This is a genomic window from Sphingobium sp. BS19, assembly GCF_027925545.1.
Classification (GTDB): domain Bacteria; phylum Pseudomonadota; class Alphaproteobacteria; order Sphingomonadales; family Sphingomonadaceae; genus Sphingobium.
The window spans coordinates 25,922-50,659 of sequence record NZ_BSEF01000004.1 but is presented as its reverse complement, the minus strand read 5'-3'; the positions used below and the strand labels follow the sequence as shown (position 1 = coordinate 50,659).

Below are 24,738 nucleotides of genomic sequence, written 5' to 3'. Positions count from 1 at the left end.
CAAGCACGCAGGCGCTATTTGGCCTTTTCAGTCGCAATCCACTCGTCAATCTGCGCGTTCAGCACATCCAGTGGCACTGCCCCCTGCGCCAGCACGGCATCGTGAAAGCGCGATAGCACGAACTTTGGTCCCAGCGCCTTTTCCGCCTTTTCCCGCAATCCGCGGATGCGGATCTCGCCGATCTTATAGCCAAGTGCCTGCCCCGGCCAACTGATGTAACGGTTGACCTCCGCGTCGATATTCGCTGCGCTGAGCGCGGTGTTGTCGGTCATGAACGCCACCGCTTTCGCCTTGTCCCAGCCCTTGGCATGCAGGCCAGTATCCACCACCAGACGGCAAGCTCGCCACATTTCGTACGACAAGCGCCCCATCATCTTTTCGGGCGTATCGTACAGCCCCATCTCCTCACCCAGATATTCGGTATACAGCCCCCAGCCCTCCACGAAGGCTGTGAACCCCGCCGCGCTTTTGCGGAACGGTGCAAGATCCAGTTCCTGCTGAAGCGCGATCTGATTATGGTGACCCGGCACGGACTCATGCGCCGTCAGCGCGGGCAATTCCCACAACGGCCGCTGATCAAGTTTCGACGTATTGACATAATAGGTGCCGGCAATCCCGCTCTGCGGCGAACCAGGGTTGTAATACGCGGTCGTCGTGGTCTCCGCGATTTCGGCAGGGATAGCGCGGACCCCATAAGGCAAACGTGGCAGCCGCCCGAAATAGCGCGGTATCAGGCCGTCGATGACCTTCGCCTGCCATGCGGCTGCATTGAGCAATTCCTGCGGCGTTTTGGCATAATATTTCGGATCGGTGCGCAGGCTCGCGATGAAGGCTTCACGGGTCGGGAAGCCTGCAGCCTTTGCCGTTTCGTTCATGCGCGCACGGATACGCGCCACTTCCTTCAGGCCGATCTGGTGAATTTGCTCAGGCGTCAGATCGGTGGTCGTATGCGCCTTCACACGCGCAGCGTACCAGGCCGCTCCGCCCGGAAGAGCCGCTGCACCATCGGCCTTGCGGCATTTGGGAAGATAGCCGGACACAAAATATGCACGGAATTTCTCATATTCGGGCGTCAGTACATCGCGGATTAGCGCCGTTGCGCGGGCCTGCATGGCGGTCCACTCCGCAGCGCTCATGTCGCGTGGGCGGGTACGGCGGAACGGCCCGTAAAAGCGCGTATCCTCCGGCGGTCCGGCAACCGCGCCGCTGATCGTCTTTTCAAAGCCGCCCAGTACCGAGCAGGGCTGAACATAGCCCTTTTGCACTGCCTGCCGCGTGATCGTCAGGGCCTGATCGTTGAACTGCGGATATTGCGCCAGACGAGCCAGATAGCTTTCATAGTCCGCGCGCGTGGCAAAGGGCAGATTGTCGCCCAGCCCGGCAACGCTTTGATGCCAGCCATAATAGGTCGTGAACAGCATCTTGCGTGCGCCGTGCCGATTGTCTTCCACATCCTCCGCCAGCATGAATCGCAACACGCCTTTGTTGGTACGCTCTGACGGTGCCAGGTCGGCATCTGGAATAGCGTTCAACCTGTCGAGCAACACCTGTTCCGCTGCGGCATCACGGTCTCTCGCGGCCAAAGAGATATCCGGCACCTGCGCGTCATAGTCCCGCACTCCCAAAGCCGTCGCATCGAACGGATGAGCAGAAAGCCACCATTTCCAGTGATCGTCGATGACCGACTGCAAGCGCTGCGAAGCCGCTTCGGGTCGCACCTCCCCCTGTTGCGCCAATGCGGACGGTGCGGCGCACAACAGGGAAACTGCCAATATGGACTTGGAAAGAATATGCACCGCCTTGCCCCTCCGCACTGTCGACCGTCGCGATAGTGCCGGGATATCGAATTCAGATGCAAGGCAGAAAATCAGGGCCATCCAGCTCCAGACTAGACACTTAGCGCCAGAACATATAAAGAACATTCATAGAGAATGATCCATTACGGTTGTGGTCGCTCATGGCAGTTCGCCGCTTTTGCGGCGTAGGGAGGCACTCTGTGCGCAACTTTTTGAATTACCTCCAAAACCGAGGAATGCGTGCGGAACTAAAACGGATTCTTCCCTTAGAGTTATAAAGCAGGTGAGCATGGAGGTGGTTTATGGGGCGGCAGATGATGGCATTGCAACGAAATGCATCCGAAACATCGGCAATACATCATCGGGCAGCAACCGTTTCCAGCTTTGCCCCGGATTGGATGCAAGATAAGCGACCATCCCTTCTGATCATCGGGCGCAATGCAGTACAGCCCCGGCTACGCGCCATGGCGGAAGCCGCTGGCGCGCGGTGCATTGGATGCATGACCGAAAAGGAAGCGATCATGCGGTTGCCGCGCATCGTCGATGTGGATGTAGTGGCCATCGATTGCGCGCATCCCGATGGCGCCTTACCCGGTTTGCTTCCTTCGGTGGTGGCGCTGGTTCGTGACAACCGTGCCGCACTCGTGATCGCGACAAACGCCCATACGCTCGATGCCGCCTTTGCAGACCTCGGATTCTGCACACCGATAGAGGCGGCCGTGCAGTGGATGTTCGATCCGGTCGAAACGGATTGGGAGTCCGCGCTAGGCCAGGCGGTACATCGCACGGGTGTTTCGCCCAGCTTGCAGGATAGCGGGAAGGAACGCGATCACGCGCAACTCCAGAAGCTGAGCGAAGAAGTGGAGCAACTGGCGCGCAGGCTCGACAAGCTCCGCTACAATGGCGGAGGCGCTGAAAACGACGACATGCGCGACAGCGCACAAGACGCGCTACCCCATCATCGTTCCGGCAAACCGGTAGCGACCATGCACTCCGGTCGAGAATGGCCCTTGCAATCGGCAGGGCGGAACATGCCGCTGCGCGATCAGGACGATACCCTGACCGCTGCAACCGTCCGCGCACTGTTACGATCGCGGCGTTTGCGCGATGAGTTTTTCGGGGAGGAGCTGTTTGCCGATCCGGCGTGGGATATGATGCTGGACCTGATGGCAGCGCGCCTGTCGGGAGAGCGCGTGTCCGTATCCAGCCTGTGCATTGCCTCCGCCGTTCCGCCAACGACCGCGCTGCGATGGATACGCCACCTGACCGATCGCGGCATCGTCGAACGTCGCCCGGATCCGCATGACGGCCGGCGGGTGTTCATTGCTTTATCAGACCAATCTGCAAGCGCGATACATCGTTGGTATTCCACTACACGCAGCCTGACGCGCGAGGGGTTGGACTAAACACCCAAAGAGCGCGCCGAGGCTGTTTTCGAAGGAGGATTACGAAATCAGTCGATCATATGTTATCAGGAATGTTCCCGGATAGCGGTCAATGTGGCTTGACCTTTGACCAAAACGACCTAGATGTCCGATCCACCCTGAAAAGGGGGCGATTAGCTCAGTTGGTAGAGCGTCTCGTTTACACCGAGAATGTCGGCGGTTCGAGCCCGTCATCGCCCACCACCTCCCCATATCCTGCCTAATCTCTCATCAACTGCAAAGATGAGCCTGCCGCGCGCTTGTGGTCAGGCACCCACTATGCGTTGGTAAAGGTCGATATAGGCGTCCGCCATGCGCTCGATCGAAAAGCGGTCGGCCACGGTTTTGCGGACCTGAGCACGGTCGATCTCATCCAGACGATCGATTGCCCGGAGCGCACTGTGGATGTCATCGACGAGGAAGCCGTTGACACCATGCTCGATCAATTCGGGCATGGAACCCCGGTTCGTGGCGATGACGGGTGTGCCTGATGCCATCGCTTCGATGACGGATAGTCCGAAAGGCTCGTCGAAATTGATCAGGTGGAGCAGCGCCTGTGCCGAACCGAGCGCCATTCTGCGCGCCTCCCCTCCGACGGCGCCATGATAGCGGATAGCATCGCCATCGATTGCAGGGACGATCTCCCGTTCATAATAGCCATCGTCCTGAACGATGCCATAGAGGTCGAGTGATCGCTTTGCCGATTGGGCGACGGTTATGGCTTCCCGGGCGCCCTTGTCAGGATGAATGCGCCCGAAAAACAGCAGGCCGCTGCCCCCGTCAGGATTGAAGGTGAAATCGTCGATCGGGATGCCGTGGTGGATCGTGGCGGCGTATCGCAAGTCCGGGTGACGGTCCGCATCGCTTATCGCGACATAGTGAACGCGATGCTGGAAAGGCGCATACATCGGCAGAATGCGGTCAGAAGAAAAGCCATGAATGGTCGTGACGATAGGCGTATCGACAAGTCCGGAAAAAGCATGGGCGGGGAAATCGGCCTGATTGTGGATGAGGTCGAACTTACCGGCCTGCTCGAACAGGTGCGCGAGATGGCGAAATTCCCATACCTTGGCATCGATCGCCGGATCCTCGGAATAGGGCGCGGGGACCACGCCATCCAGCTTTGCGGAAGTGATGCTGTCTTGGGTTGCGAACAAGGTGACATCCACGTCGCGGGCAACGAGTGCCTCGGTCAGAAGGCTCGTCACCAGTTCCCAGGGCCCATAATGCCGCGGGGGTGTTCGCCAGGCGATGGGCGCAAGCATTGCGATCTTCATGTCAGTCATCCCGTTCGAGGCGCAGGACCAGTCCTTCATCCCCGTGGAGCGTCCCGTCCATCGGGTGGGAGGGTAATGTGGAAGCCAGCACCTCCGCGATGCGGACGCCGACGGGCAACAGCAGTTGTCGGGGTTCGGCACAAAGGTTGAGAGCGATCAACAGGCGGTCATCGTCATGCCAGCGCTCATAGGCCAGCACGTCGCTATCACCAACCGCCATCGCAAAGCCGCCGATTGCCAGCGCTCGCGTGACCCGGCGCAATGCGGTCAAGGCGCGGTAGAGCGCCAGCATTGAATCTGAATCGGCCAATTGCGCGTCCACATTGCGCACCGGCCAGTCGGCGTTGAGTGGCAACCAGGGCTTGCCGGTCGTGAAGCCTGCGTTGGCGGACGCGTCCCACGGCATCGGCGTGCGCGACCTATCGCGCCCGATATCGAGCGTCGGCTGTCGCCAATGCTGGGGATCGCGGATGCGGTCCGGGGGGATATCGACGGGACCGATGCCGATTTCATCGCCCTGATAAAGCGTCGGCGTGCCGCGCAATGTGAGGAGCAGCATGGCCGCAACGCGCGCCTGCGCCTCGCCGATGCGCGCGGAGATACGGGGCGCGTCGTGGCTGCCGATGACCCAGTTGGGCCAGCCGAAGGGCGGCAACGACGCCTCATAATCGGCAATGATGCGGTTCAGCGTCGCGGCGTTCCAGTCATTCTCGATCAACTGAAAGTTGAAAGGCAGATGCACCTGCGGACGATCCGGCGCTCCATACCAGCGGGCATGGCGGTCGTTGGGGAGGAAAATCTCGCCGATCAGGACACGCTCGCCATAGCCGTCGGCAAGCGCGCGCATATCGGCGGCAATGGCGTGGGCTTCGGGCTGGTCCGTGGAATAACGCTGGATCAGCTTGTCGCGCTCAGTCTGGGCGGGCGTCCAGTGGGGGTTGGGGGGATTGTCGGGCAGTCCCTCAGCCTTGACGATGTGCCAGAGCACGTCGATGCGGAAGCCATCGACGCCGCGATCCATCCAGAACCGGAGCACATCCATCATCGCATCGCGCAGCGCCGGGTTGCGCCAGTTGAGGTCGGGTTGCTCCTTCAGGAAGGCGTGGAGATAATATTGGCCGGTTCGCGCATCCCATTCCCAAGCCGATCCGCCAAAATCGCTGATCCAGTTGTTCGGTGGTCCACCGCCCGGCGCAGGATCGCGCCAGATGTACCAGTCGCGCTTGGGATCGTCCCGCGATGAGCGGCTGGCAAGGAACCAGGGGTGCTGGTCGGAGCTATGGTTCGGCACAAAGTCGAGAATGAGTTTCAACCCGCGTGCATGGGCTGCGGCCAGCAGGCTGTCGAACGCGGCAAGGTCACCGAACATCGGGTCGATGCCGCAATAGTCGGCCACGTCATATCCGAAATCCGCCATGGGTGAGGGAAAGACGGGCGATAGCCAGATGGCGTCCACGCCCAACGCCGCGATGTAATCGAGGCGCGCCAAAACACCCGCAAGGTCGCCGATGCCATCCCCGTCGCTGTCCTGAAACGAGCGCGGATAGACCTGATAGATTACGCCGCTTTCCCACCATGGATGGTGCGCGACCGCACCTGATAAGGCGGGTGATGACATGAGCGGGTCCGATCTGTGACAGATAGTTGCTCGCTCAACGATCGGCAGGCGCGGTCGTTGCAACGGGAAGTCAAAGCGTACAGCTAGATACGATTTGATACACTTAATCCGTTGCCACTGGATTGCCGCGCGCCTTTGCGGCGGCTAGGCAGTCGCGCAATGCCCCCCGCATCGACTTCTTATACCACCCCCGCAACGCGACGCCGGATCACGGCCCTCGCGCTGACGCTGCTGGTGCATCTCCTGCTGCTGTTCCTGCTGCTCAATCTGGGGCCAGCGTCGATCCGGAAAAAGCTGGAGGATCGGATGCCGGTCACGTTCACGTTGATGCCGGAGCCGGAGGCGGGGCCGAAGACCGCACCCAATCCGGTAAAGTCGAAGAATAAGAGCAGTGAGGACGCGCCGCCGGTGCCCGCCACCGTCCGCCCCCCCGCTGCGGTGGTAGAAAAGACGCCGCCGACGCCGGACCTGCCCTTCATCAAGATGAGCCGACAGGATTACGCAGCGGCAGACATCGGCAACAAGCCATCGACACAGGGCGGCGGGGCTTCCGCCGGAGCGGGCAGCGGCAAGAGCAGCAGCTCGACTTATGGTCCCGGTGAAGGTCCCGGCGGCGAACCGCTGTTCGAAGCCGACTGGTACAGACGGCCCACCAATGCCGAACTCGCAACCTATCTGCCGTCCAACGCGCCGCGCACGGGTTGGGGGCTGGTGGCGTGCAAGACGGTGGAGAATTTCCATGTCGAAAACTGCCAGTCGCTGGGGGAATCGCCGCTCGGTTCCGGCTTTGCGCGGGCGGTGCGGCAGGCGGCGTGGCAGTTTCTCGTTCGTCCGCCGCGTATCGGGGGCAAATCGCAAGTCGGGGCGTGGGTGCGTATCCGGATCGACTATACCGAAAGCGGTGCCGCGCCCTGAGCCTTCACTTTGCTCGTATCGCGGCGTTGAGTTTCTGCGCGGCCTGTTGCGGGGTCAACTTGTCCGAGTCGCGGTCCACGGCATAGTTGGCGTTCTGCATCATCTCGACCGGGATACTGTCGATGAGCGGGCGGACAGCCTTGGCGAAGGTGTCATCCTTGGCGCGGCGCGGAGATAACAGGAGCAGCGCGTCATAGCGGGCGATGGCCCCTTTGGGATCGCTGAGCACGGTCAGCTTGTCGGCGGCGATGCGACCATCGGAGGAAAAGGCCGATATGACATCGACGGTTCCGCTTTGCAGGGCGCGATACATGAAGGTCGGGCTGAAGGCGCGCGATTGGGCAAACGCCATCGGGTAAGCCGCCTTGACCGATTGCCATTCGGGCCGCTCCAGAAATTCCAGGTCGGAGCCGAGGCGAAGCTGCGGGGAGGCTTGGGCCAAGTCGGCCAGCGTTGCGATCCGGCGCTGGCGCGCATCGGCGCTGCGCATGGCGAAGACATAGGCATTTTCGAAACCCAACGATCCGAGGACATGCGCGCCACTGGTCCGTTGCATCCATGTGTCGATGGCCGGGATCATTTTGGCGGGTGGGAGGATGTCGGTTCGCTTCATTTCATTGGCCCAGAGCGTTCCGGCATAATCGACATAGACGTCGATATCGCCGCTCGCCAGCGACCGGTAGATGACGGCGGAGCCAAGCCCTTCGCGATAGCGCACGGTGTAGCCCGCTGCCTCCAGCCGCGATCCGATCAAGCGCGCAAGGATATACTGCTCGGAGAAGTTCTTGGCACCGATGGTCACGACTTGTCGGGGGGCGGCGTGCAGGAGGGGCAGGCAGGATAAGCCGACACCTGAAAACACAATTGCGAGGGCCAGCCAGCTTTGGCGAGGCTTGCGCTGGCGGATGCCGCGTTCGGCCCAGGCGAGTAGCATATCGGTGGCGAGCGCCAGTCCGGCGGCGGCGGCGCAGCCTTTCAGCACCAGCGCCCAGTTCTGCGTCTGCAACCCTGCGAAGATCGGATCGCCTAGGCTGGGTTGGCCAACCGTAGTGGACAGCGTCGCCGCGCCGATGGTCCAGACGGCCGCTGTCCTGATCCCCGCCATCAGCACCGGGGCGACGAGCGGCAGTTCGACCAACCGCAGCTTCTGCCCTGCCGACATGCCGACGCCATCGGCAGCTTCCAGCACGGCGGGATCGAGGTTCGCCAGCCCTGTCACGCCGTTCCGCAGGATCGGGAGGACAGCGTAGAGGGCGAGGGCCAGCAGGGCGGGCAGAAAGCCGAGCGCCGGGATACCGCCGCCGACCCATCCCGACAGCCACAAGAGGATTGGGTAGAACAAGGCCAGCAGCGCCAGTGCGGGGATGGTCTGCACCAGACTGGCAGCACCCAGAGCGATTTGCGCGACGCGGGCGTTGCGCGCAGCCCAGAGGGTCAACGGCAAGGCGATCAGCAGGCCGAGCAGCAAGGCGGCGGCGGCGAGTTGCACATGCGCGGCCAGAGGCGCGAGCAGATCGGTCATGCGCCGAGGGCCGCCAGCCGGCGGGCATGGTCGCGCGGCACAGCCAATAGCGCATCGGCGGCGGCTCCGCCCTTCCCGGCCAGCAGGTCGGCGGGGGTGCCATCGGCGACGATCCGGCCCGCCTCCATCACCATGATGCGGTCGGCGAGCAGTAGCGCTTCGGCCATGTCATGCGTCACCATGACGGTGGTGAGGCGCAGCCGGTCATGCAGGGAGCGCACCTGCTTGCCCAGAGCGTCGCGGGTCACTGGATCGAGGGCGCCGAAGGGTTCGTCCATCAACAGGACATGCGGTTCGGTCGCCAGAGCGCGGGCCACGCCGACGCGCTGCCGCTGTCCGCCCGAAAGCTGATCGGGCATCCGCGATCCGATGTCTTCGGGCAAGTCGACGAGGGTCAGCAGTTCAATAAGTCGACACGCGAAAAACGATTCACCGGCGATCCGTAAGCCGATGCCGATGTTCTGGGCGACCGTCATATGCGGGAAAAGTCCAATATTTTGAAATACATAGCCTATTTTTCGGCGCAGTTCGACGGCGGAACCCTCCAACACGGATCGGCCGTCCAACTGAACGACGCCGCTGTCTGGTTGGACCAGTCGGTTGATCGACCGCAGCAAGGTGGACTTGCCCGAACCCGATGCGCCGACCAAGGCAACGAAGCTGCCGCCGTCGATGGTGACGCGCACATCGTCCAGCGCCAGAACATCGCCGAAGCGCAATGTCACATCGGTGAGGTGGATCGATGGACCGGATTCCCGCGGCATGTGGCTATCGCAGAAGGATCGGCACGATCCTGCCCCTAATCCATCAACGCCAGAAGTTCCGGCACCGGTACGAACGCGAACGCGACCGAGCTGTCCGCTACGCCATAGGGCATGAAGATATTGCCGCCATGCTTCATCGCGCCGCAGGTGTAGACGACGTTGGGCACATAGCCTTCGCGTTCGCCTTCCCCTGCACCCAATATCGGTGCGCGCGTCCGGCGCAGGACGATGGAGGGGTCTTCCTTGTCCAGCAGCACGGCGCCGATGGCATATTCGCGCATCGCGCCGACGCCATGCGTCAACAGCAGCCAGCCTTCGTCCAGTTCGATAGGCGCGCCGCAATTGCCGATCTGCACCAGTTCCCAGGGATAGAGGGGCGTCAGAATCTTTTCGCCTTCGTCCCAATGGGTCAGCGTGTCGGACTTGATGAGATAGAGATTCTCCCCATCCTGTCGTCCGATCATCATATATTTCCCGCCGACCTTGCGCGGAAAAAGCGCCATGCCCTTGTTGCGCGCGGCACTGCCCGTGAGCGGGACCATGTCGAAGCGCCGGAAGTCGCGGGTGCGCAGCATTTCGGACTGGATCACATGACCGTTATACGCGGTATAGGTGCCCAGCCATTCGACCATGCCGTCATCATGATGGAACTGCACCAGGCGAAGATCCTCCAGACCGTTGGCCTGCGCGGCGGTGATCGGGAACAGCACCGTGCCGGATACCGTACTGTCGGGATGGCGGAATACGGACACCACCCCCTCCTGCTTCACATCCTCGGCACCATAAGCGTCGGCGGCGGTGGCGAAAGGCGGTTGGTGCGCGAGTTGCAATTCGCCATCGGTGGTAATGACGCCTTCGCGGAACGCCACGGAACTGATGTGACCTTCACCCACGGCGCGCAGCGATAATATGATGCGGCAGCTTCCCTTGGCCATGCCGCTCTGATCATAATGCAACACCACGCTGGGGTTCATCAATGCGGCAGCGGCGTAGCTATATTCGTGGCAGAAATAAGCCCCGATCAGCAAGCGCCGTTCTTCGGACAGAGCGCTGTCGTCCAGATCGAGCTGCGCGCGAATTTCTTCGTAGCGGGTCCGAAACACCCGGCGCGTCTGCCAATGCCGCGCTTCGAAATCGCGCAGAACGTGCGCCAGTTGCTCGGTAACGACCTCTTCGCTGAACCCGATAACTTCGGTCGCTATGCGCTGGGACCGGCTAGGCCCCCCCTTGGTGCTTTGCCAACCCAGATGAAACGGCCGCACAACAACACGGGTGGCGTCCGCATAAAGACGCAGCGGCAAAGTATGACATTCGAGCAAAAGAGATTATCCATTGTCAGGCGGGGATGATCTCATCCCCAAAGGCCGCCCCTATTGCCATGTTTGCCTGTCGTTGGGAAATCCTGTTCATCGCGCAGGAGGACAATTGCAGCGCAAGCAGCGATTCCGCGCCCTGGTTCCGGTTGACGCCCGTGGGGGTCAAGCCGTCATAGCAACCGCCGTCGCTGCGTGTAGCCAAGGGTAAGGACAGGTCGTTGTCGCCCAGATACCAGCGATAGGCCATCTGCGCATATTCCAGCCAGCGGCTATCGGGATCGATAGCGAACGCAGCGTCTGCCGCGTCGATCATCGCCTGCGCCTCCAGCGGTTGCTGATCGAAGGGCAAGGGCGGCGCATAGGGCGTGCCGAAGCTTTCCGAACCGACAGCACGGAAGTGACCCGCCGGTGCCGTTTGCTGCTTCGTGATCCAATCCAGCGTGTCGAGACCGCACTGAATGAAAGCCGCGTTGTCCAACATGGCACCTGCACGGAGCAAGGCCTCGGGCAAGCGGGGATTGTCATACGCAAGGACTGTTTCGAACCATACCCAGGCAGGGCGACGCGCTTCGGCAATCAGCAGGAGCAGATGGTTGCCGAAATCTTCCAGCGCGCCCTTCGCTTCGACATGATCGGCTTCGACTTCCAGCATGGCACTGGCACCGAGCATCACGAAGGCCTGCGCGCGCGGCGACGTGACGCTGCGCATGGGGACAATCGCAGTGTTGAACAGATGCCGCGCCCATTCGCGATGCTTGGGGAGCGGGGCATCGCGGGCGGTGACGCCCAGCGCCCACATGGCCCGTCCACTGCTGTCTTCCGAGCCTTCGTCTTCGCACCAGCTCCGGTCGAAGGCCATAAAGTTGCGGAAACGGCCCTTATCGGGATTCCAGGCATGCTGCACGAAGGCTGCGTAGGTGCTGATCCAGCGGTCGCGCAGTTCCTCGTCCATCGCAGGCACTTGGGTCATCAACAACAGCGCGCGGGCATTATCGTCGATGCAATAGCCGTGGCGACGGTCGGGGACCGAGAGGATGCCGTGCTGGAAAATGCCGGTACTGTCGCTCATGCGCAGGACCGCCGACAGATCGGGCTCCAATATTACCTGCTTGCGGCGCATTGGCAGCTTGGCGGGTGCCGTGGCGTCCGACCCGACCAGCAGATCGCCGACGCGACGGGCCAGTTCGCGCCACAGCATGTTGCGTCCCCGGGCATAGGCCCGCTGACCATAAGCTTCGCGAGCCGCGTCGTCGGTAAGCAGGCCAATGATTGCCTCCGCCATCGCGGCGCTGTCGCGGAACGGCACGAGGATACCATGATCCGCATCGAGTATCTCGGTGGCATGGACATAGGGGGTCGAAACCACTGCTTTGCCCATGCTTACTGCATAGCTCAACGTACCAGATGTGACCTGCGCAGGGTTAGTGTAAGGCGTCACATAGACGTCGGCAGCCTGCAACTGATCGAGAAGCTCTTCTTGCTCCTGATAAGCATCCACCCATTGCACATGGTCCGCCACGCCGAGGCTGTGCGTTAGCGCAATAAGGTCTTCGCGCAGCTTTTCACCCTGTTCCCGAATGAGGTTGGGGTGAGTCGCGCCGACGACCACATACAGTGCCCCGGGGCATTGCGCGACGATGGCGGGCATCGCCTCGATCATATGCTGAATGCCTTTGTCAGGCGCGAGCAGGCCGAAGGTCAGAATGACCTGACGACCGGCCCAGCCAAATTGTGGCTTCATGCTGTCTGCATCGACGCGCGGGCGATCCGGCACGCCATGCGGGATCATACTGATGCGATGATCGGCAACGCCATAAACGCGCTGCAAGAGGCTCCGGCCCAGTTCCGACATCACGATGATGTCACGCGAGCGCGCCAGCAACTGATCCATCACGCGCCGCTCATGAGCGTTCGGATTTTTAAGGATCGTGTGAAAAGTCGTGACGAGCGGCAACCGCGTGCGCGCCAATAGATGCAGGATCAGCTCTCCTGCCGATCCGCCGAAAATACCAAATTCATGCTGGAGCCAGATCGCCTCCGCGCCGCTTTCCTCGATATGCAGGGCGGCGCGGGCGTAGGACCGGGAATCCTTGTCATCGATGAGGTAGATGTCATCGGGATATTCGACCTCTGCCCGGCCGTCATCCATGGCGTAATGGTCTATCTTGATATCCGGAAACTGCCCGAACAAGGCATCGCGACAATGATTCGTGAAGGTGGCCATTCCACAACGGCGCGGCATCGCATTACCAATAAGCGCCACATGCGTCGGCGTCGCGCGCGCGAAACGCGCGTCGAATGACATCTCGTTCATCGGCCGTCCTCAAAAAAGGGGGTGCAGAGCTGTCGAAAGCCGCATCTGCACAATGTCACAACGACCGTATGGAAGCAAAGTTTCATGTTGCATCGCAACAAAGAAATTATTTAATGTTCTGCGCCTACTAAAGGCATTTTAAGACCGAATATCGTGCGAATTATATCGCAGACATTATGTTCTGGCCCGCCATTTTCCGTTCATAGGCGCGTTGAAGCGAACGATGGACGAGCGCGACGCAGATATCGGCGGCGGTTTCCGCGCGCTTCTGCTCTTCGATCGCGCGACGTTGATAATATTGAAGATCGGCATCACTGGCCACGACGTGTCTCCTATCAGGATTCGCCGAGGAATATATCACGCAAAAACAAGGCCAGCTTTGACCTGTATCAAGGCGGCTATTAAATTTTCGATGGTAGAATTAGGTCGGACAGATCAGAATTTGAAGATCGTGCCGAGATACAAGGCCTGCGCATCCTGACGGTCGTCCGTGACCGGCGCCAAGCGATTTGCGCGCCCGTTATAGCGAACGCCCGCGGTCACATTCACGTTGCGCGACAGGGAATAGGAGCTGCCGACATCGACAGAGTAGTTCTTTTCCGCGCCCAGCGTTACCGCCGTCGTGCCGACTTCGTTCTTGTCGTCGATCAACACATTGGTGCTGAACCGCTGCTTCTTCTTGCCCTGATCGAGCGAGAAGTTGCGCGCTGCAGACGGCGTTTCCATCGGAATGGGATCGAGCGCCTTGCGACCGACCGAGTCGGGCAACGCAAATTTGCGCCAGCCGCGCGACACGTTCAGATTGAACGCAACCGGCGTAATGCCAACCGACGGCAAGGTACGGTCGGTCCGTACCGGCAGATCGTCGTCAGCGCGCACCAATACGGTGATGGAACGGCGACCGCTCATCGAACCGCTGGACGGCGTGAAACGGAAGCTCTTGCCGCTGCCGTTCATCACGGCGCTGGCATAAGCGGCTGACAAGCGCGGGTCTTTGGTGGCGGGGGTAAAGGAACCGATGCTACCCAGGCTGCCCAGGGACACAGGGTTAAGGTTGCGCGCAGCGATCAGATCGGATGCCGCGCCCATCGCAGGGGACAGGGCAATGGTGACGCCAGCGACCGCTGCGCCCATCCAACCCAGATATCCACCCTTGCTCACCATGACCCTAAACGACTCTTCCGCCCCGAGAAATTCTTGAATACCGACATAACACTTCAGAAACGGAAATGGCTAGGGTCGGGAGTCGTTTTATACCCTGCTGTTGCACAGTTCACACAGATTCCCGTTTCTTAGAGCCACCGCAGCAATCGAACCACCCTATTCCTTTGGCGGTCGACACACAAACGGAGGCTTGCTCCACGCCCTATCTTCCCTATAGATGCCGCGAATGCTCCAGAATTTATACAGGACAAGGCTTATGCGCCCTCTTTCGGCCCGCTTGCGTGCAACGGCTATTGTATTGATGGCGGCGCTGCCGCTGGCCGCCTGTGGCGGTGGATCGAAGGATCGCCCGAAGGCCGATCTGGCCGCCGCCAAGATCACCACCATTGGCGTCAACAGCTATTTGTGGCGTGCGAGCCTGGAAACACTGTCGTTCATGCCGCTGGTGCAGACCGATTCGAACGGCGGCGTCATCGTGACCGACTGGTACGCGAACCCCAATTCGCCGAGCGAACGCATGAAGCTGACCGTGACGATTCTGGACCAGGATCTGCGCGCCGATGCCCTGCGCGTTGCGGGTAGCCGTCAGGTCAATCAGGGTGGCCAGTGGGTCGATGCGCCGTTGCAGGCCGCCACGGTCCAGAAGCTGGAGGAAATCATCCTCACCAAGGCCCGCGATCTTCGCCGCATGGCGATCACCAGCCAATAACCCCCATCCGACGGGCGCGCCAAAGGTCGCCCGCCGCAGGAGCTGACAATGCAAAGACGCTTCAACCCGCTTGAGGCGGATGCCCGCTGGCAGGCCGTCTGGGACGAACGGCAGAGTTTCCGCGCGGACGACACGTCCACAAAGCCACGCAGCTATGTGCTGGAGATGTTCCCCTATCCTTCCGGCCGTATCCATATCGGCCATGTGCGCAATTATTCGATGGGCGACGTGCTGGCGCGTTTCCGGCGGATGACGGGGCACGAAGTGCTGCACCCGATGGGCTGGGACGCCTTCGGCATGCCTGCCGAAAACGCCGCGATGGAAAAGAAGGTGCATCCGGGGGACTGGACGCGATCCAATATCGCGGCGATGCGCGCGCAGTTGAAGAAACTGGGTTTTGCGCTGGACTGGAGCCGTGAACTGGCGACATGCGAACCCGATTATTACGGGCATGAGCAGGCGCTGTTCCTCGACCTGTATGCAGCCGGTCTGGTCTATCGCAAGGAAAGCGCCGTAAACTGGGATCCGGTCGACATGACCGTGCTGGCGAACGAGCAAGTCATCGACGGCAAGGGCTGGCGATCCGGCGCGCCGGTCGAGAAGCGCAAGCTGAGCCAGTGGTTCCTCAAGATCACCGACTTTGCCGATGAGCTGCTCGACGGTCTGGGGACGCTGGACCAGTGGCCCGACAAGGTGCGGTTGATGCAGGAAAACTGGATCGGCAAGTCGGTCGGCCTGCAATTCAGCTTCGCGCTCGACAAGGCCGTGGCGGGGATCGAGCGGCTGGAGGTGTTCTCCACCCGGCCCGACACGATTTTCGGTGCGAGCTTTGCGGCGATTGCCGCCGATCATCCGATCGCGCTGGCACTGGCGAAGGACGACGCGAATCTTGCCGCCTTTGCCGATCAGTGCCGCAAGTCCGGCACGGCAGCGGCAGACATTGAAACGCAGGAGAAGCTGGGCTTCGACACCGGGCTTTCGGTGGTGCACCCGCTCGACCCGGCGATCACGTTGCCGCTGTTCGTCGCGAATTTCGTGCTGATGGATTATGGCACGGGCGCAGTGATGGGCGTGCCTGCGCATGACCAGCGCGATCTGGATTTCGCGCGGAAATATATGCTGCCGGTGCCGCGTGTCGTCGGTGACGCGAACGAACCTATTCACGACGAAGCCTATACGGGTCCGGGTGCATTGGTGAACAGCCGCTTCCTGGACGGCATGGGGATCGAGGACGCCAAGGCCGCTGTCATCGCCCGCGCCGAAGAGGGCGGCTGGGGCAAAGGCACGACCGTCTGGCGGCTGCGCGACTGGGGCGTTTCGCGCCAGCGTTACTGGGGAACGCCGATCCCGATCATCCATTGCGAAGATTGCGGGCCGGTTGGCGTGCCCAAGGATCAGTTGCCGATCGTCCTCCCCGAAGACATCACCTTCGACATTCCCGGCAATCCGCTGGACCGGCATCCGACGTGGAAGCATGTCGACTGTCCTAAATGCGGCAAGCCCGCGCGGCGCGAGACCGACACGCTCGATACCTTCGTCGATTCAAGCTGGTACTTCATTCGCTTTGCCAGCCAGCCCAAGGACAAGCCGTTCGACAAGGCGGAGGCCGAACGCTGGCTGCCGGTCGGTCAGTATATCGGTGGGGTGGAACATGCGATCCTGCATCTGCTCTACGCGCGTTTCTGGACGCGGGCGCTCAAGCATATCGGCGCGCTGGATATTGCCGAGCCGTTCACTGGCCTGTTCACGCAGGGGATGGTGACGCATGAGACGTACAAGGCGTATAAAACAGACAACATTAATTGGGACGCCCCTGAAACCACGCTTGGTAAGGGCGGTGATACGTTCGTAGTGGAAACAAAATGGCTGTCTCCTGCGGAAGTTGAGAACCGTGGTGGCCAGCTAGTAGAAATTTCGACCGGGAAGCCCGTAACCGTGGGCCGCGTCGAGAAGATGTCGAAGTCGAAGAAGAATGTCGTCGATCCCGACGACATCATCGAGCAATATGGCGCGGATGCGGTGCGCTGGTTCATGCTGTCCGACAGCCCGCCGGAGCGCGATTTGCCGTGGACGGACAGCGGGATCGAAGGATCGTGGCGCTTCGTCAATCGCCTGTGGCGGCTGTTCGGGCAGATCGATGCCGCTGCCGAAGGGCAGGACAAGGTACTGGATCGTAAGCTACACCAGACCATCGATGGCGTGGCGCGCGATATCGAGGCGCTGTCGTTCAACAAGGCCGTCGCCAAGATCTATGAACTGACCAATGCGGTCGAAAAGGCTGCGCCGTCGGCATCGCGTTCGACCGCCATCCGCACGCTGGCGCTGCTGGTCGCGCCGATGACGCCGCATCTGGCGGAGGAAGCGTGGGCGGACATGAACGGCGAAGGCCTGATTGCGGACGCCGCATGGCCTGCCGTCGATCCCGCCCTGCTGGTCGAGGATGAAGTGACCATCGCTTGTCAGGTGATGGGCAAGCTGCGCGACACGATCACGGTTGCCAAGGGTACGCCCAAGGACGAGTTGGAGCGGCTGGCGATGGCTGCGCCCAATGTGATCCGCACGCTGGACGGGGCGACGCCGAAGAAAGTAATTGTGGTGCCCGATCGTTTGGTCAATCTGGTTATCTGATTTCCGTTCGGGCTGAGCCTGTCGAAGCCCCGCACTTTCGACCAAACAAAGAACTGCCCTTCGACAAGCTCAGGGCGAACGGCTAGAGAGTTTGTGATGAAGCGCATAGTTCTCCTTCTCGCCGCAACGGCCCTGCTCTCCGCCTGCGGGCTGCGCCCGCTCTATAGCGGGGGCAGCACCGGTCCGGTGGCGCAGGCGCTGGCCAATGTCGAAGTCGCGCCGATCGAAGGCAAGGCAGGATGGCTGGTGCGCAATGCGTTGCAGGATCGCCTGATCCACGGCGGGAGCGGTCCGCATTATCGCCTGGTGGTGAAGCTGGACGACAGCATCGAAGGCTTTGGCGTGCGCGCCGATGATGCGATCACTCGCGAACGGCGGACGTTGCGCGCGCGCTATCAACTGGTCGATGAAGCGACGGGTACGCAGATGGTCGATGCCTCCGCCGGATCGGATGCAGGCATCGATGTGACATCCAGCGAATATGCCACCATCGCGGCGGAAGACACCGCGCTGGAACGCCTGTCGCAGACCATCGCCGATCAGATCATTTCGCGGCTGGCCCTGTTCGCGGTGGAAAACCAGAAGGCGATCCAAGCCGCTTCGGCCCGTGAAGGCCAATAAGGGGCAGATCGAGCGGGCGCTGGATGCGCCGCCCGCCGATATCCGCCTCTTCTTTCTCTACGGTCCCGACGAGTCGGGGAGCATCGCGCTGGCCAAGCGGCTGGAACGCGCCATGGGTCCGGGGGCAGAGCGTATCGATCTGGACGGTGCGACGCTGAAAGCCGATCCGGCAAGGCTGGCCGATGAAGCTGCGTCCATATCCATGTTCGGCGACAAGCAATGGGTCCGCGTGACGCCGCTGGGCGACGAAGCGCTGCCCGCCATCGAAGCGCTGTTGCAGGCCCCGCATACCGGCAATCCAGTGGTCGCGATTGCCGGTGCGCTCAAGAACACGTCGAAGCTGGTCAAGCTGGCGCTCGATAACAAGGCGGTGATGGCGTGCATCAGCTATGTGCCGGAAGGGCGCGATGCCGATCAGATAGCCATCGGCATCGCCCGCGATCTGGGCTTGCGGTTGCCGCAGGAACTGGCGCGGCGGATAAGCGACCTGACAGGGGGCGACCGTGGGCTGATGGCCGGCGAGATCGAGAAGCTGGCGCTGTTTCTGGATGCTGCGCCCGACCATCCCGTCGAAGCGACCGCCGAAGCGTTGAACGCGCTTTCCGCCGAATCGGTCGAGGAGGACATCGGGCCGCTGGTGAATGCCGTGCTGGGCGGTGACCTCAAGGCCATGCATAGCGAACTGGCGAGCTTGCGCGTGATCGGCACGAATATGGGCAGCATTTTGCGTCCGTTGCAGAACCGGGCGATCCTGCTGGCGGTGATCCGTTCGGAATTCGACGCATCGGGGCGGCTGGACGCGGCGGTCGAAAGCGCGGGCAAATCGGTGTTCTGGAAGGACAAGGCCACGATCACACGGCAGGTAAAGCTGTGGGATGCCAATGGTATAGCGCGCGTCATCCAGCGGCTGGGCGCGGCCGAACGCGCCAGCCGGTCCAGCCGCAACGCTGGCGACATCATGGTCACGCACGAATTGCTGACCATCGCGCGGCAGGCGGCCCGAGAACGCGCAGGCTGAAGCGGAACCCCCGCCTCAACTGATCCGTTGGAGCGCCGAACATTGTGGCGTAGTGTCGCCGATAAATCACCCCAAGGTGTCGCCCATTTCCGTGACTGCTCATATCAATGCCATCGGCACCGCCGTTCCCGATCAGGACATTCATCAGGCCTTTATCGGCTGGGCGCGGGCGCAATTGCGCGATCCGCGGCAGGCCAAGCTGTTCGACCGCATGGCGCAGCGCAGCGGCATCGCGCATCGCTGGTCGGTGCTGCCGCAAGTAACGGGGTCGCCAGTCGATCCGGAAGGATTCTACGCCGATAGCTGGCCGACGACGGCGCAGCGCATGGGGATTTACAGCCGCGCCGCGCCCGATCTGGCGGCGCAGGCGGTGGATGCGCTGGCGGCGAAGGTGTCGCTGGACGGCATCACGCATCTGGTGCTGGCAAGTTGCACGGGCTTCACCGCGCCCGGTGTCGATCAGATATTGGCGCAGCGCCTTGATCTTTCGCCTTCGGTCGAGCGGCTGCTGGTGGGCTATATGGGGTGCTATGCAGCGGTGGCGGCGTTGCGGTCTGCGCGGCATATCGTGCGGTCGCAGGCCGATGCGCGGGTGCTGGTGGTGTGCGTGGAACTGAGCACATTGCATTTGCAGGCGGACAGCGAACTGGAGCCGCTGCTTGCCATGCTGCAATTCGGGGATGGCGCTGCGGCGGCGCTGGTCACGTCTGATCCGAGCGGCCTTGCCATCGGGCAGCCTTTTTCCACCAACCTGCCGGCGAGCGGCGATCTGATCCGCTGGGATCTGGGCGATCATGGATTTGCCATGCATCTGTCGGGTGAAGTCCCCGGCGCCATCGGTGCGGCACTGGCCGACCCGGCGATGCTGCCGGTTGCGCCCGAAACGGTCGATAGCTGGGCGGTGCATGCGGGGGGGCGCTCCATATTGGATGCGGTTACCCACGCGCTACACCTGTCCGACGATGCGCTGAACAACAGCCGTGCGGTGCTGGATGCCAATGGTAACATGTCTTCGGCGACGTTGATGTTCGTGCTGGCCCGGATACTTGAAGGGCCGCCGCCGACGCAGGGGCTGGCGCTGGCGTTCGGGCCGGGTCTTGCTGCCGAGGGGTTCCCCTTTACCGGCGTACAGCCGTGACACGCGACCTGTCCGTCCGCGCCCAGGAAGAGGAGCAGATGGACGCCGAGACGCTGTCGCCTGCCGTCTATGCCCAAGTGCTGGCGGGATTGGCGCGCGTGAATGTCGCCACGATTGCGGCGCGGCCTACGCTGGCGTTTCTCGACCGGGCGGGGCGCAAGCCGTTTCGATTGCTGGATGTCGGCTATGGCGATGGCGGGATGTTGCGCACGATCTGGCATTGGGTGCGCAAGCGCGGTGTCGCGTGCGAACTGGTGGGCATCGACCTCAACCCGCGTAGCGAAGCAGTGGCGCAGGTGCGGCATCCGGCGGGTGCGCGAATCGCGTATCGCACGGGCGACTATGCGGCGCTGGCGGACGAGCCGTGGGATTTCATCGTCTCCAGCCTCGTCACGCATCATATGAGCGACGCGCAGCGTGTCGATTTCCTGACATTCATGGAGCGGGTTGCGCGGCGGGGGTGGTTCGTGAACGACCTGCACCGGCATGGCTTTGCCTATCATGGCTATCCCCTGCTGGCGCGATTGCTGGGCGTGCATCGGATCGTGCGCGAGGATGGGCAGTTGTCGATCGCGCGGAGTTTCCGGCCCGCCGAATGGGACGCGATGCTGGCGACGGCGGGGCTGGGCGGCGTGGCGCAGGTCAAGCGGGTCTTTCCCTTTCGGCTGTGCGTCGAGCGACACAAGTGAGCCAGCCGCCGGTGATCGTCGGCGGCGGTCCGGCGGGGGCGGCGGCGGGGATTGCGCTGGCCCGAGCGGGGGTGAGGGCAACATTGCTCGAACGGCTCGACACGCCGGGAGATACAATCTGCGGCGGGTTTCTAAGCTGGCGGACGGTGGAGCGGATTGCGGGGCTGGGGATCGATCCGGATAGTCTGGGCGGTCATCGCGTGAGCGACGTCGCGCTGTATGTTGGCGGCAAGGAGCAGGGTGCGCCCCTGCCCGCCCCGGCGCTGGGCCTGTCACGGCAGCGGCTCGATAGCGTGCTGCTGGATGCGGCGCAGGGACGCGGGGTCGATGTGCGCCGTGGGCAGACAGTGCGTGCGCTGGGGGATGCCGATCTGACATTGGCGGATGGGGGTGTCGTGCCGTGGGACAGCCTGTTCCTCGCGACCGGCAAGTCCGACCTGCGCGGGGTATCGCGCCCTCGTGGTGGGACGGGGGGTGACCCGGAACTGGGGTTGCGCCTGCGTCTTGCGCCTTCGCCTGCTTTGACGCGGATGGTCGGCGGGCGGATCGAGCTGCATCTGTTCGACCGGGGGTATATCGGCCTCGTCATGCAGGAGGATGGCAGCGTCAATGCGTGCATGGCCGTGCGAAAGAGTCGGCTGGCCGATGCGGGCGGGACGCCTGCGCGCCTGTTTGCTCGGCTGGCGGACGAGATGCCTGCGCTGGCGGATCGCCTGGCCGATATGCCCGCCGATCCGCAGATCGATGCCATCGGCAACGTCCCCTATGGCTGGCGCGCGACCGATACACGGACAGGCCTGTTCCGGCTGGGCGATCAGGCGGCGGTGATTCCCTCGGTCGCGGGGGAAGGCGTCGGCATTGCGCTGGCGAGTGCGCAGAGTGCCGTTGCCCACTGGCTCTCGGACGGAGCCAAGGGTGCGCATGCGCATCAGCGCGCCTTTGCTCGCCATGTCGCGCGGCCCGTGGCGCTGGCGGGTCTGGTCAAAGGGCTGGGCAGTCGCCCTGCCCTCGCCCGCGCGTTGCTGGCCTTGCCGGGTGCGGCGCAGATCGTCGCGCGGCTGACGCGGGTGTGACTTGATCCGGTCACGTATGTCTCCCATATTCCACCCATGGAAAAACTGCATCTCACCGACGCCGAATGGCGCCAGCGCCTGTCCCCCGAACGCTATCATGTGCTGCGCGAAGGCGGCACCGAGCGGGCGTTTACCGGGCCGCTCAACGCCAACAAGGTCGATGGCGTCTATTATTGCGCCGGGTGCGGCACCGAATTGTTCGATGCAGGCGAAAAATATGACAGCGGGTCGGGCTGGCCCAGCTTTACCGCGCCGGTCGATGCCGACGCGGTCGAGGAAATCGTCGACACCAGCCACGGCATGCGCCGTGTCGAAATACGCTGCGCCAAGTGCGACGGGCATCTGGGGCATGTATTTCCCGATGGTCCCGGCGTCACCGGCATGCGCTATTGCATGAACAGTGCGTCGCTGGATTTCAAACCGCGCGATGAAACGTCAGAATAACGGCGTTCAGCCCTCATAAACGTGCCAACCGCTTGTAGGACACGCAGTTAATGCGTATCCGGCGAAGAACATGGCACGAGCGGGCAAGAGCAAAGCATCCTCCGGCGGGACATCCGCAAACGTGAAGCGATGGCTCATTCGTGGGCTGAAGGTCGGTGCGCTCGCGTCGGTCGCGGGGCTGATCGCGCTGGTGATCGCGGTCATCGTGGCGATGCAGTCGCTGCCCAACTACGAAGCGCTCAAATCCTCGCCCAATGGCCAGATGATCCGCGTCCATGCCGCCGATGGCAGCGTGATCGTGTCGCTGGGGCCGAGTTTCGGGCGCTGGCTGTCGTTCGATCAGATACCGGCGGTGATGACCGATGCGATGGTCTCGGTCGAGGACAAGCGGTTTTATAGCCATCCGGGCGTCGACCCCATCGGGCTGGCGCGCGCGGCGTGGTTTGCGGTGGAGAATCGCGGCACGAAGCGGCGGTTGCAGGGTGCGTCCACGATCACGCAGCAGGTGACGCGCAACATCTTCCTCAACAACAGCTACACCTGGGGCCGCAAGGTCCGCGAGATGATCCTGGCGATGGCGCTGGAGCGCAAATTCTCCAAGCGGCAGATATTGGAGCTGTATCTCAACAAGGTGTATTTCGGCGGCGGAGCTTATGGCGTGGATGCCGCCAGCCGCAAATTCTTCGGCCATCCCGGCACCGAGCTGTCGCTGCCCGAAGCGGCAATCATCGCGGGGCTGGTGAAAGCGCCGTCGAGCTATTCCCCCACCGCCGACGCCGAAGCCGCCATCGGGCGCGCGGGCGTGGTGCTGGACGTGATGCGCGAAAATGGCGCAATTACCGCCGTGCAGCGCGCCGACGCGAATCTGGCGGGCGTGAAGCTCGCGCCGGAAGCGCCACAGAACAGTGTGCGTTACTTCACCGACTGGGCGCTGCCGCAGCTCGATACGCTGATCGACGAGCCTGCCGAGCCGCTGGAAGTGTGGACGACCATCGACCTCAATATGCAGCACGCCGCGACCGCCGCGATCAAGGACAACACCCCGGCGGGGACGCAAGGCGCTCTGGTGTCGGTGGACCGCGACGGCGCGGTGCGCGCCATGGTGGGGGGCAATGATTATGTCACCTCCAACTATAATCGCGCGACGCAAGCGGTGCGCCAGCCGGGTTCCGCGTTCAAGCTGTTCGTCTATATGGCGGCGCTGGAGGCAGGCTATACCCCCGACACAGCGGTCAAGGACGAGCCGGTGGATATCGACGGATGGCAGCCGCGCAACAGCTCCGGCCGTTATTCGGGCGACATGGATATCCGCACCGCCTTTGCCTATTCGATCAACACCGTCGCGGCGAAGCTGGGCATGGAAGTGGGCTTTGCGACGATTGCCGACATGGCGCGCCGTTTTGGCATATCGACGCCGGTGAACACGCATCCCTCCATGGTACTGGGCACGTCCGACGTGCGCCTGATCGACATGACGCGGGCCTTTGCCTCTGTCGCGCGCAAGGGCGTGGCGGTGACTCCCTATGGCATTACCAAGGTGACGACCGCGGACGGGCGTATGCTCTATGAGCATGAAGACGACACCAGCCGCGTACTGGTCGCGCCGTGGGTCGCCGCGGGGATTACCGACCTGTTACAGACTGCCGTCAACACCGGCACCGGCAAGGCCGCGCAGATCGGCCGCCCGGTCGCGGGCAAGACCGGCACCACGAACAGCAACAAGGACGGCTGGTTCATGGGCTTTTCCAGCGGCATCACCACCGGCGTGTGGATGGGCCGCGACAATGCCCGCGCGGTCGGCGGATTGCAGGGCGGGCGGGCGCCTGCGCAAGCCTTTGCCCAATATATGAAAGTCGCAGTCGCCAAGCGCCCGGTCGAACAGTTCGAGACCGAAGTGACCTTGCCCGAATGGCAGTTGGAGCCGGACGAGGAATCCTATTTCGGGGAGCCGGACAACGGCATGTATGTCGACGAAAACGGCATGCCCGTGGAACGCGGCCGCACCGAAGCGCCCGTCGATCCCGAACCGCCAGTGGATGATAGCACGCAGGACGTAGTCGCGCCGCAGAAGATGGACCAGAACTGGATCGACAATGTGCTGGGCCGGGAACGTCCGGCGCGGGAGAGACCGAGGAATGTGCCGCCGCCGAATTAGTTAAGAGTTAATATCTGAATTATTTAAGACGTCATTATCTCAGCGTGATGCTCGTAATTACAAAGATGATATGAGTTCGACGGTGTAAATAAACAATACGATCGTCTAACAAGATTTGATCTAACCTTAGTTTATCTAAGATATCGACCTTTT

20 protein-coding genes and 1 tRNA gene are annotated in these 24,738 nt (G+C 62.2%); 12 read left to right on the top strand and 9 right to left on the bottom strand.

Features of this window, described 5'->3' with window-relative positions:
• Nucleotides 1–14: 14 nt before the first annotated feature.
• Nucleotides 15–1,796: a DUF885 family protein gene (locus QMG56_RS05065; RefSeq protein ID WP_375713645.1), complete on the bottom strand. Its 1,782-nt coding sequence runs from the start codon at nucleotides 1,794–1,796 to the stop codon at nucleotides 15–17.
• Between the two features lie 500 nt (nucleotides 1,797–2,296).
• Here QMG56_RS05065 and QMG56_RS05060 point away from each other — a divergent pair, with 500 nt between their 5' ends.
• Entirely contained in the window at nucleotides 2,297–3,202 is a 906-nt protein-coding gene (locus QMG56_RS05060; protein ID WP_281821511.1) for a winged helix DNA-binding protein, read from the top strand.
• A gap of 146 nt (nucleotides 3,203–3,348) precedes the next feature.
• A tRNA-Val gene (locus QMG56_RS05055) sits at nucleotides 3,349–3,424 on the top strand.
• 62 nt (nucleotides 3,425–3,486) lie between these two features.
• Here the strand turns inward: QMG56_RS05055 and QMG56_RS05050 are convergent.
• Complete coding sequence (locus tag QMG56_RS05050; protein WP_281821510.1) at nucleotides 3,487–4,497, bottom strand: glycosyltransferase family 4 protein; 1,011 nt, start codon at nucleotides 4,495–4,497, stop codon at nucleotides 3,487–3,489.
• 1 nt (nucleotide 4,498) lies between these two features.
• Nucleotides 4,499–6,115, bottom strand: coding sequence for an alpha-amylase family glycosyl hydrolase (locus QMG56_RS05045; RefSeq protein ID WP_281821509.1), 1,617 nt, complete (start codon nucleotides 6,113–6,115; stop codon nucleotides 4,499–4,501).
• Between the two features lie 159 nt (nucleotides 6,116–6,274).
• Between QMG56_RS05045 and QMG56_RS05040 the strand changes: the two genes are divergently transcribed.
• Nucleotides 6,275–7,030, top strand: coding sequence for a hypothetical protein (locus QMG56_RS05040; protein WP_281821507.1), 756 nt, complete (start codon nucleotides 6,275–6,277; stop codon nucleotides 7,028–7,030).
• Nucleotides 7,031–7,034: 4 nt separating this feature from the next.
• Here QMG56_RS05040 and QMG56_RS05035 read toward each other — a convergent pair whose 3' ends face one another.
• The 6 genes from QMG56_RS05035 to QMG56_RS05010 form a co-directional block, all read right to left on the bottom strand.
• Nucleotides 7,035–8,552 (bottom strand): ABC transporter permease/substrate-binding protein, encoded by a 1,518-nt coding sequence (locus QMG56_RS05035; RefSeq protein ID WP_281821506.1) that lies wholly within the window; start codon nucleotides 8,550–8,552, stop codon nucleotides 7,035–7,037.
• Nucleotides 8,549–9,316 carry an ATP-binding cassette domain-containing protein gene (locus QMG56_RS05030; RefSeq protein ID WP_281821504.1) on the bottom strand — a complete coding sequence of 256 codons (768 nt, stop codon included), beginning with the start codon at nucleotides 9,314–9,316 and terminating at the stop codon, nucleotides 8,549–8,551. Before QMG56_RS05030 ends, QMG56_RS05035 begins: the two co-directional genes overlap by 4 nt.
• A gap of 35 nt (nucleotides 9,317–9,351) precedes the next feature.
• Nucleotides 9,352–10,635, bottom strand: coding sequence for a glycoside hydrolase family 130 protein (locus QMG56_RS05025; RefSeq protein ID WP_375713644.1), 1,284 nt, complete (start codon nucleotides 10,633–10,635; stop codon nucleotides 9,352–9,354).
• Nucleotides 10,636–10,651: 16 nt separating this feature from the next.
• On the bottom strand, nucleotides 10,652–12,946 hold the full coding sequence (locus QMG56_RS05020) for a glycosyltransferase family 4 protein (RefSeq protein ID WP_281821501.1): 2,295 nt from the start codon (nucleotides 12,944–12,946) through the stop codon (nucleotides 10,652–10,654).
• A 160-nt stretch (nucleotides 12,947–13,106) separates the two neighbouring features.
• Nucleotides 13,107–13,268 (bottom strand): hypothetical protein, encoded by a 162-nt coding sequence (locus QMG56_RS05015; RefSeq protein WP_230187962.1) that lies wholly within the window; start codon nucleotides 13,266–13,268, stop codon nucleotides 13,107–13,109.
• A gap of 113 nt (nucleotides 13,269–13,381) precedes the next feature.
• Nucleotides 13,382–14,110 carry a hypothetical protein gene (locus QMG56_RS05010; RefSeq protein ID WP_230187963.1) on the bottom strand — a complete coding sequence of 243 codons (729 nt, stop codon included), beginning with the start codon at nucleotides 14,108–14,110 and terminating at the stop codon, nucleotides 13,382–13,384.
• A gap of 256 nt (nucleotides 14,111–14,366) precedes the next feature.
• Between QMG56_RS05010 and QMG56_RS05005 the strand changes: the two genes are divergently transcribed.
• From QMG56_RS05005 to QMG56_RS04965, 9 genes are all read left to right on the top strand, one after another.
• Nucleotides 14,367–14,819 carry a DUF3576 domain-containing protein gene (locus tag QMG56_RS05005; protein WP_230187964.1) on the top strand — a complete coding sequence of 151 codons (453 nt, stop codon included), beginning with the start codon at nucleotides 14,367–14,369 and terminating at the stop codon, nucleotides 14,817–14,819.
• A 48-nt stretch (nucleotides 14,820–14,867) separates the two neighbouring features.
• Nucleotides 14,868–17,447, top strand: a complete 2,580-nt coding sequence (leuS, locus tag QMG56_RS05000) for a leucine--tRNA ligase (protein WP_281821500.1) — start codon at nucleotides 14,868–14,870, stop codon at nucleotides 17,445–17,447.
• A gap of 96 nt (nucleotides 17,448–17,543) precedes the next feature.
• Nucleotides 17,544–18,068 (top strand): LPS assembly lipoprotein LptE, encoded by a 525-nt coding sequence (gene lptE / locus QMG56_RS04995; RefSeq protein WP_230187966.1) that lies wholly within the window; start codon nucleotides 17,544–17,546, stop codon nucleotides 18,066–18,068.
• Entirely contained in the window at nucleotides 18,055–19,086 is a 1,032-nt protein-coding gene (gene holA, locus QMG56_RS04990; RefSeq protein WP_281821499.1) for a DNA polymerase III subunit delta, read from the top strand. The genes lptE and holA overlap by 14 nt, the downstream gene beginning before the upstream one ends.
• Nucleotides 19,087–19,171: 85 nt before the next feature.
• Nucleotides 19,172–20,224 carry a type III polyketide synthase gene (locus tag QMG56_RS04985; protein WP_281821675.1) on the top strand — a complete coding sequence of 351 codons (1,053 nt, stop codon included), beginning with the start codon at nucleotides 19,172–19,174 and terminating at the stop codon, nucleotides 20,222–20,224.
• A 38-nt stretch (nucleotides 20,225–20,262) separates the two neighbouring features.
• A complete protein-coding gene (locus QMG56_RS04980) occupies nucleotides 20,263–20,913 on the top strand; it encodes a methyltransferase domain-containing protein (protein ID WP_281821674.1) in 651 nt (216 codons plus the stop codon).
• Complete coding sequence (locus QMG56_RS04975; RefSeq protein WP_281821498.1) at nucleotides 20,910–21,986, top strand: NAD(P)/FAD-dependent oxidoreductase; 1,077 nt, start codon at nucleotides 20,910–20,912, stop codon at nucleotides 21,984–21,986. Before QMG56_RS04980 ends, QMG56_RS04975 begins: the two co-directional genes overlap by 4 nt.
• 36 nt (nucleotides 21,987–22,022) lie before the next feature.
• On the top strand, nucleotides 22,023–22,430 hold the full coding sequence (gene msrB / locus QMG56_RS04970) for a peptide-methionine (R)-S-oxide reductase MsrB (protein ID WP_281821497.1): 408 nt from the start codon (nucleotides 22,023–22,025) through the stop codon (nucleotides 22,428–22,430).
• A gap of 70 nt (nucleotides 22,431–22,500) precedes the next feature.
• Nucleotides 22,501–24,585, top strand: coding sequence for a transglycosylase domain-containing protein (locus QMG56_RS04965; protein WP_281821496.1), 2,085 nt, complete (start codon nucleotides 22,501–22,503; stop codon nucleotides 24,583–24,585).
• Nucleotides 24,586–24,738 lie beyond the last annotated feature (153 nt).

Coding starts and splice junctions, on each gene's coding strand:
- QMG56_RS04965 (WP_281821496.1), top strand. CDS start 22,501: ATGGCACGAGCGGGCAAGAGCAAAGCATCCTCCGGCGGGACATCCGCA.
- QMG56_RS05020 (WP_281821501.1), bottom strand. CDS start 12,946: ATGAACGAGATGTCATTCGACGCGCGTTTCGCGCGCGCGACGCCGACG.
- QMG56_RS05050 (WP_281821510.1), bottom strand. CDS start 4,497: ATGAAGATCGCAATGCTTGCGCCCATCGCCTGGCGAACACCCCCGCGG.
- QMG56_RS05010 (WP_230187963.1), bottom strand. CDS start 14,110: ATGGTGAGCAAGGGTGGATATCTGGGTTGGATGGGCGCAGCGGTCGCT.
- QMG56_RS05060 (WP_281821511.1), top strand. CDS start 2,297: ATGACCGAAAAGGAAGCGATCATGCGGTTGCCGCGCATCGTCGATGTG.
- QMG56_RS05040 (WP_281821507.1), top strand. CDS start 6,275: ATGCCCCCCGCATCGACTTCTTATACCACCCCCGCAACGCGACGCCGG.
- QMG56_RS04980 (WP_281821674.1), top strand. CDS start 20,263: ATGGACGCCGAGACGCTGTCGCCTGCCGTCTATGCCCAAGTGCTGGCG.
- lptE (WP_230187966.1), top strand. CDS start 17,544: ATGAAGCGCATAGTTCTCCTTCTCGCCGCAACGGCCCTGCTCTCCGCC.
- QMG56_RS05030 (WP_281821504.1), bottom strand. CDS start 9,316: ATGCCGCGGGAATCCGGTCCATCGATCCACCTCACCGATGTGACATTG.
- QMG56_RS05035 (WP_281821506.1), bottom strand. CDS start 8,552: ATGACCGATCTGCTCGCGCCTCTGGCCGCGCATGTGCAACTCGCCGCC.
- QMG56_RS05005 (WP_230187964.1), top strand. CDS start 14,367: ATGCGCCCTCTTTCGGCCCGCTTGCGTGCAACGGCTATTGTATTGATG.
- leuS (WP_281821500.1), top strand. CDS start 14,868: ATGCAAAGACGCTTCAACCCGCTTGAGGCGGATGCCCGCTGGCAGGCC.
- QMG56_RS05045 (WP_281821509.1), bottom strand. CDS start 6,115: ATGTCATCACCCGCCTTATCAGGTGCGGTCGCGCACCATCCATGGTGG.
- msrB (WP_281821497.1), top strand. CDS start 22,023: ATGGAAAAACTGCATCTCACCGACGCCGAATGGCGCCAGCGCCTGTCC.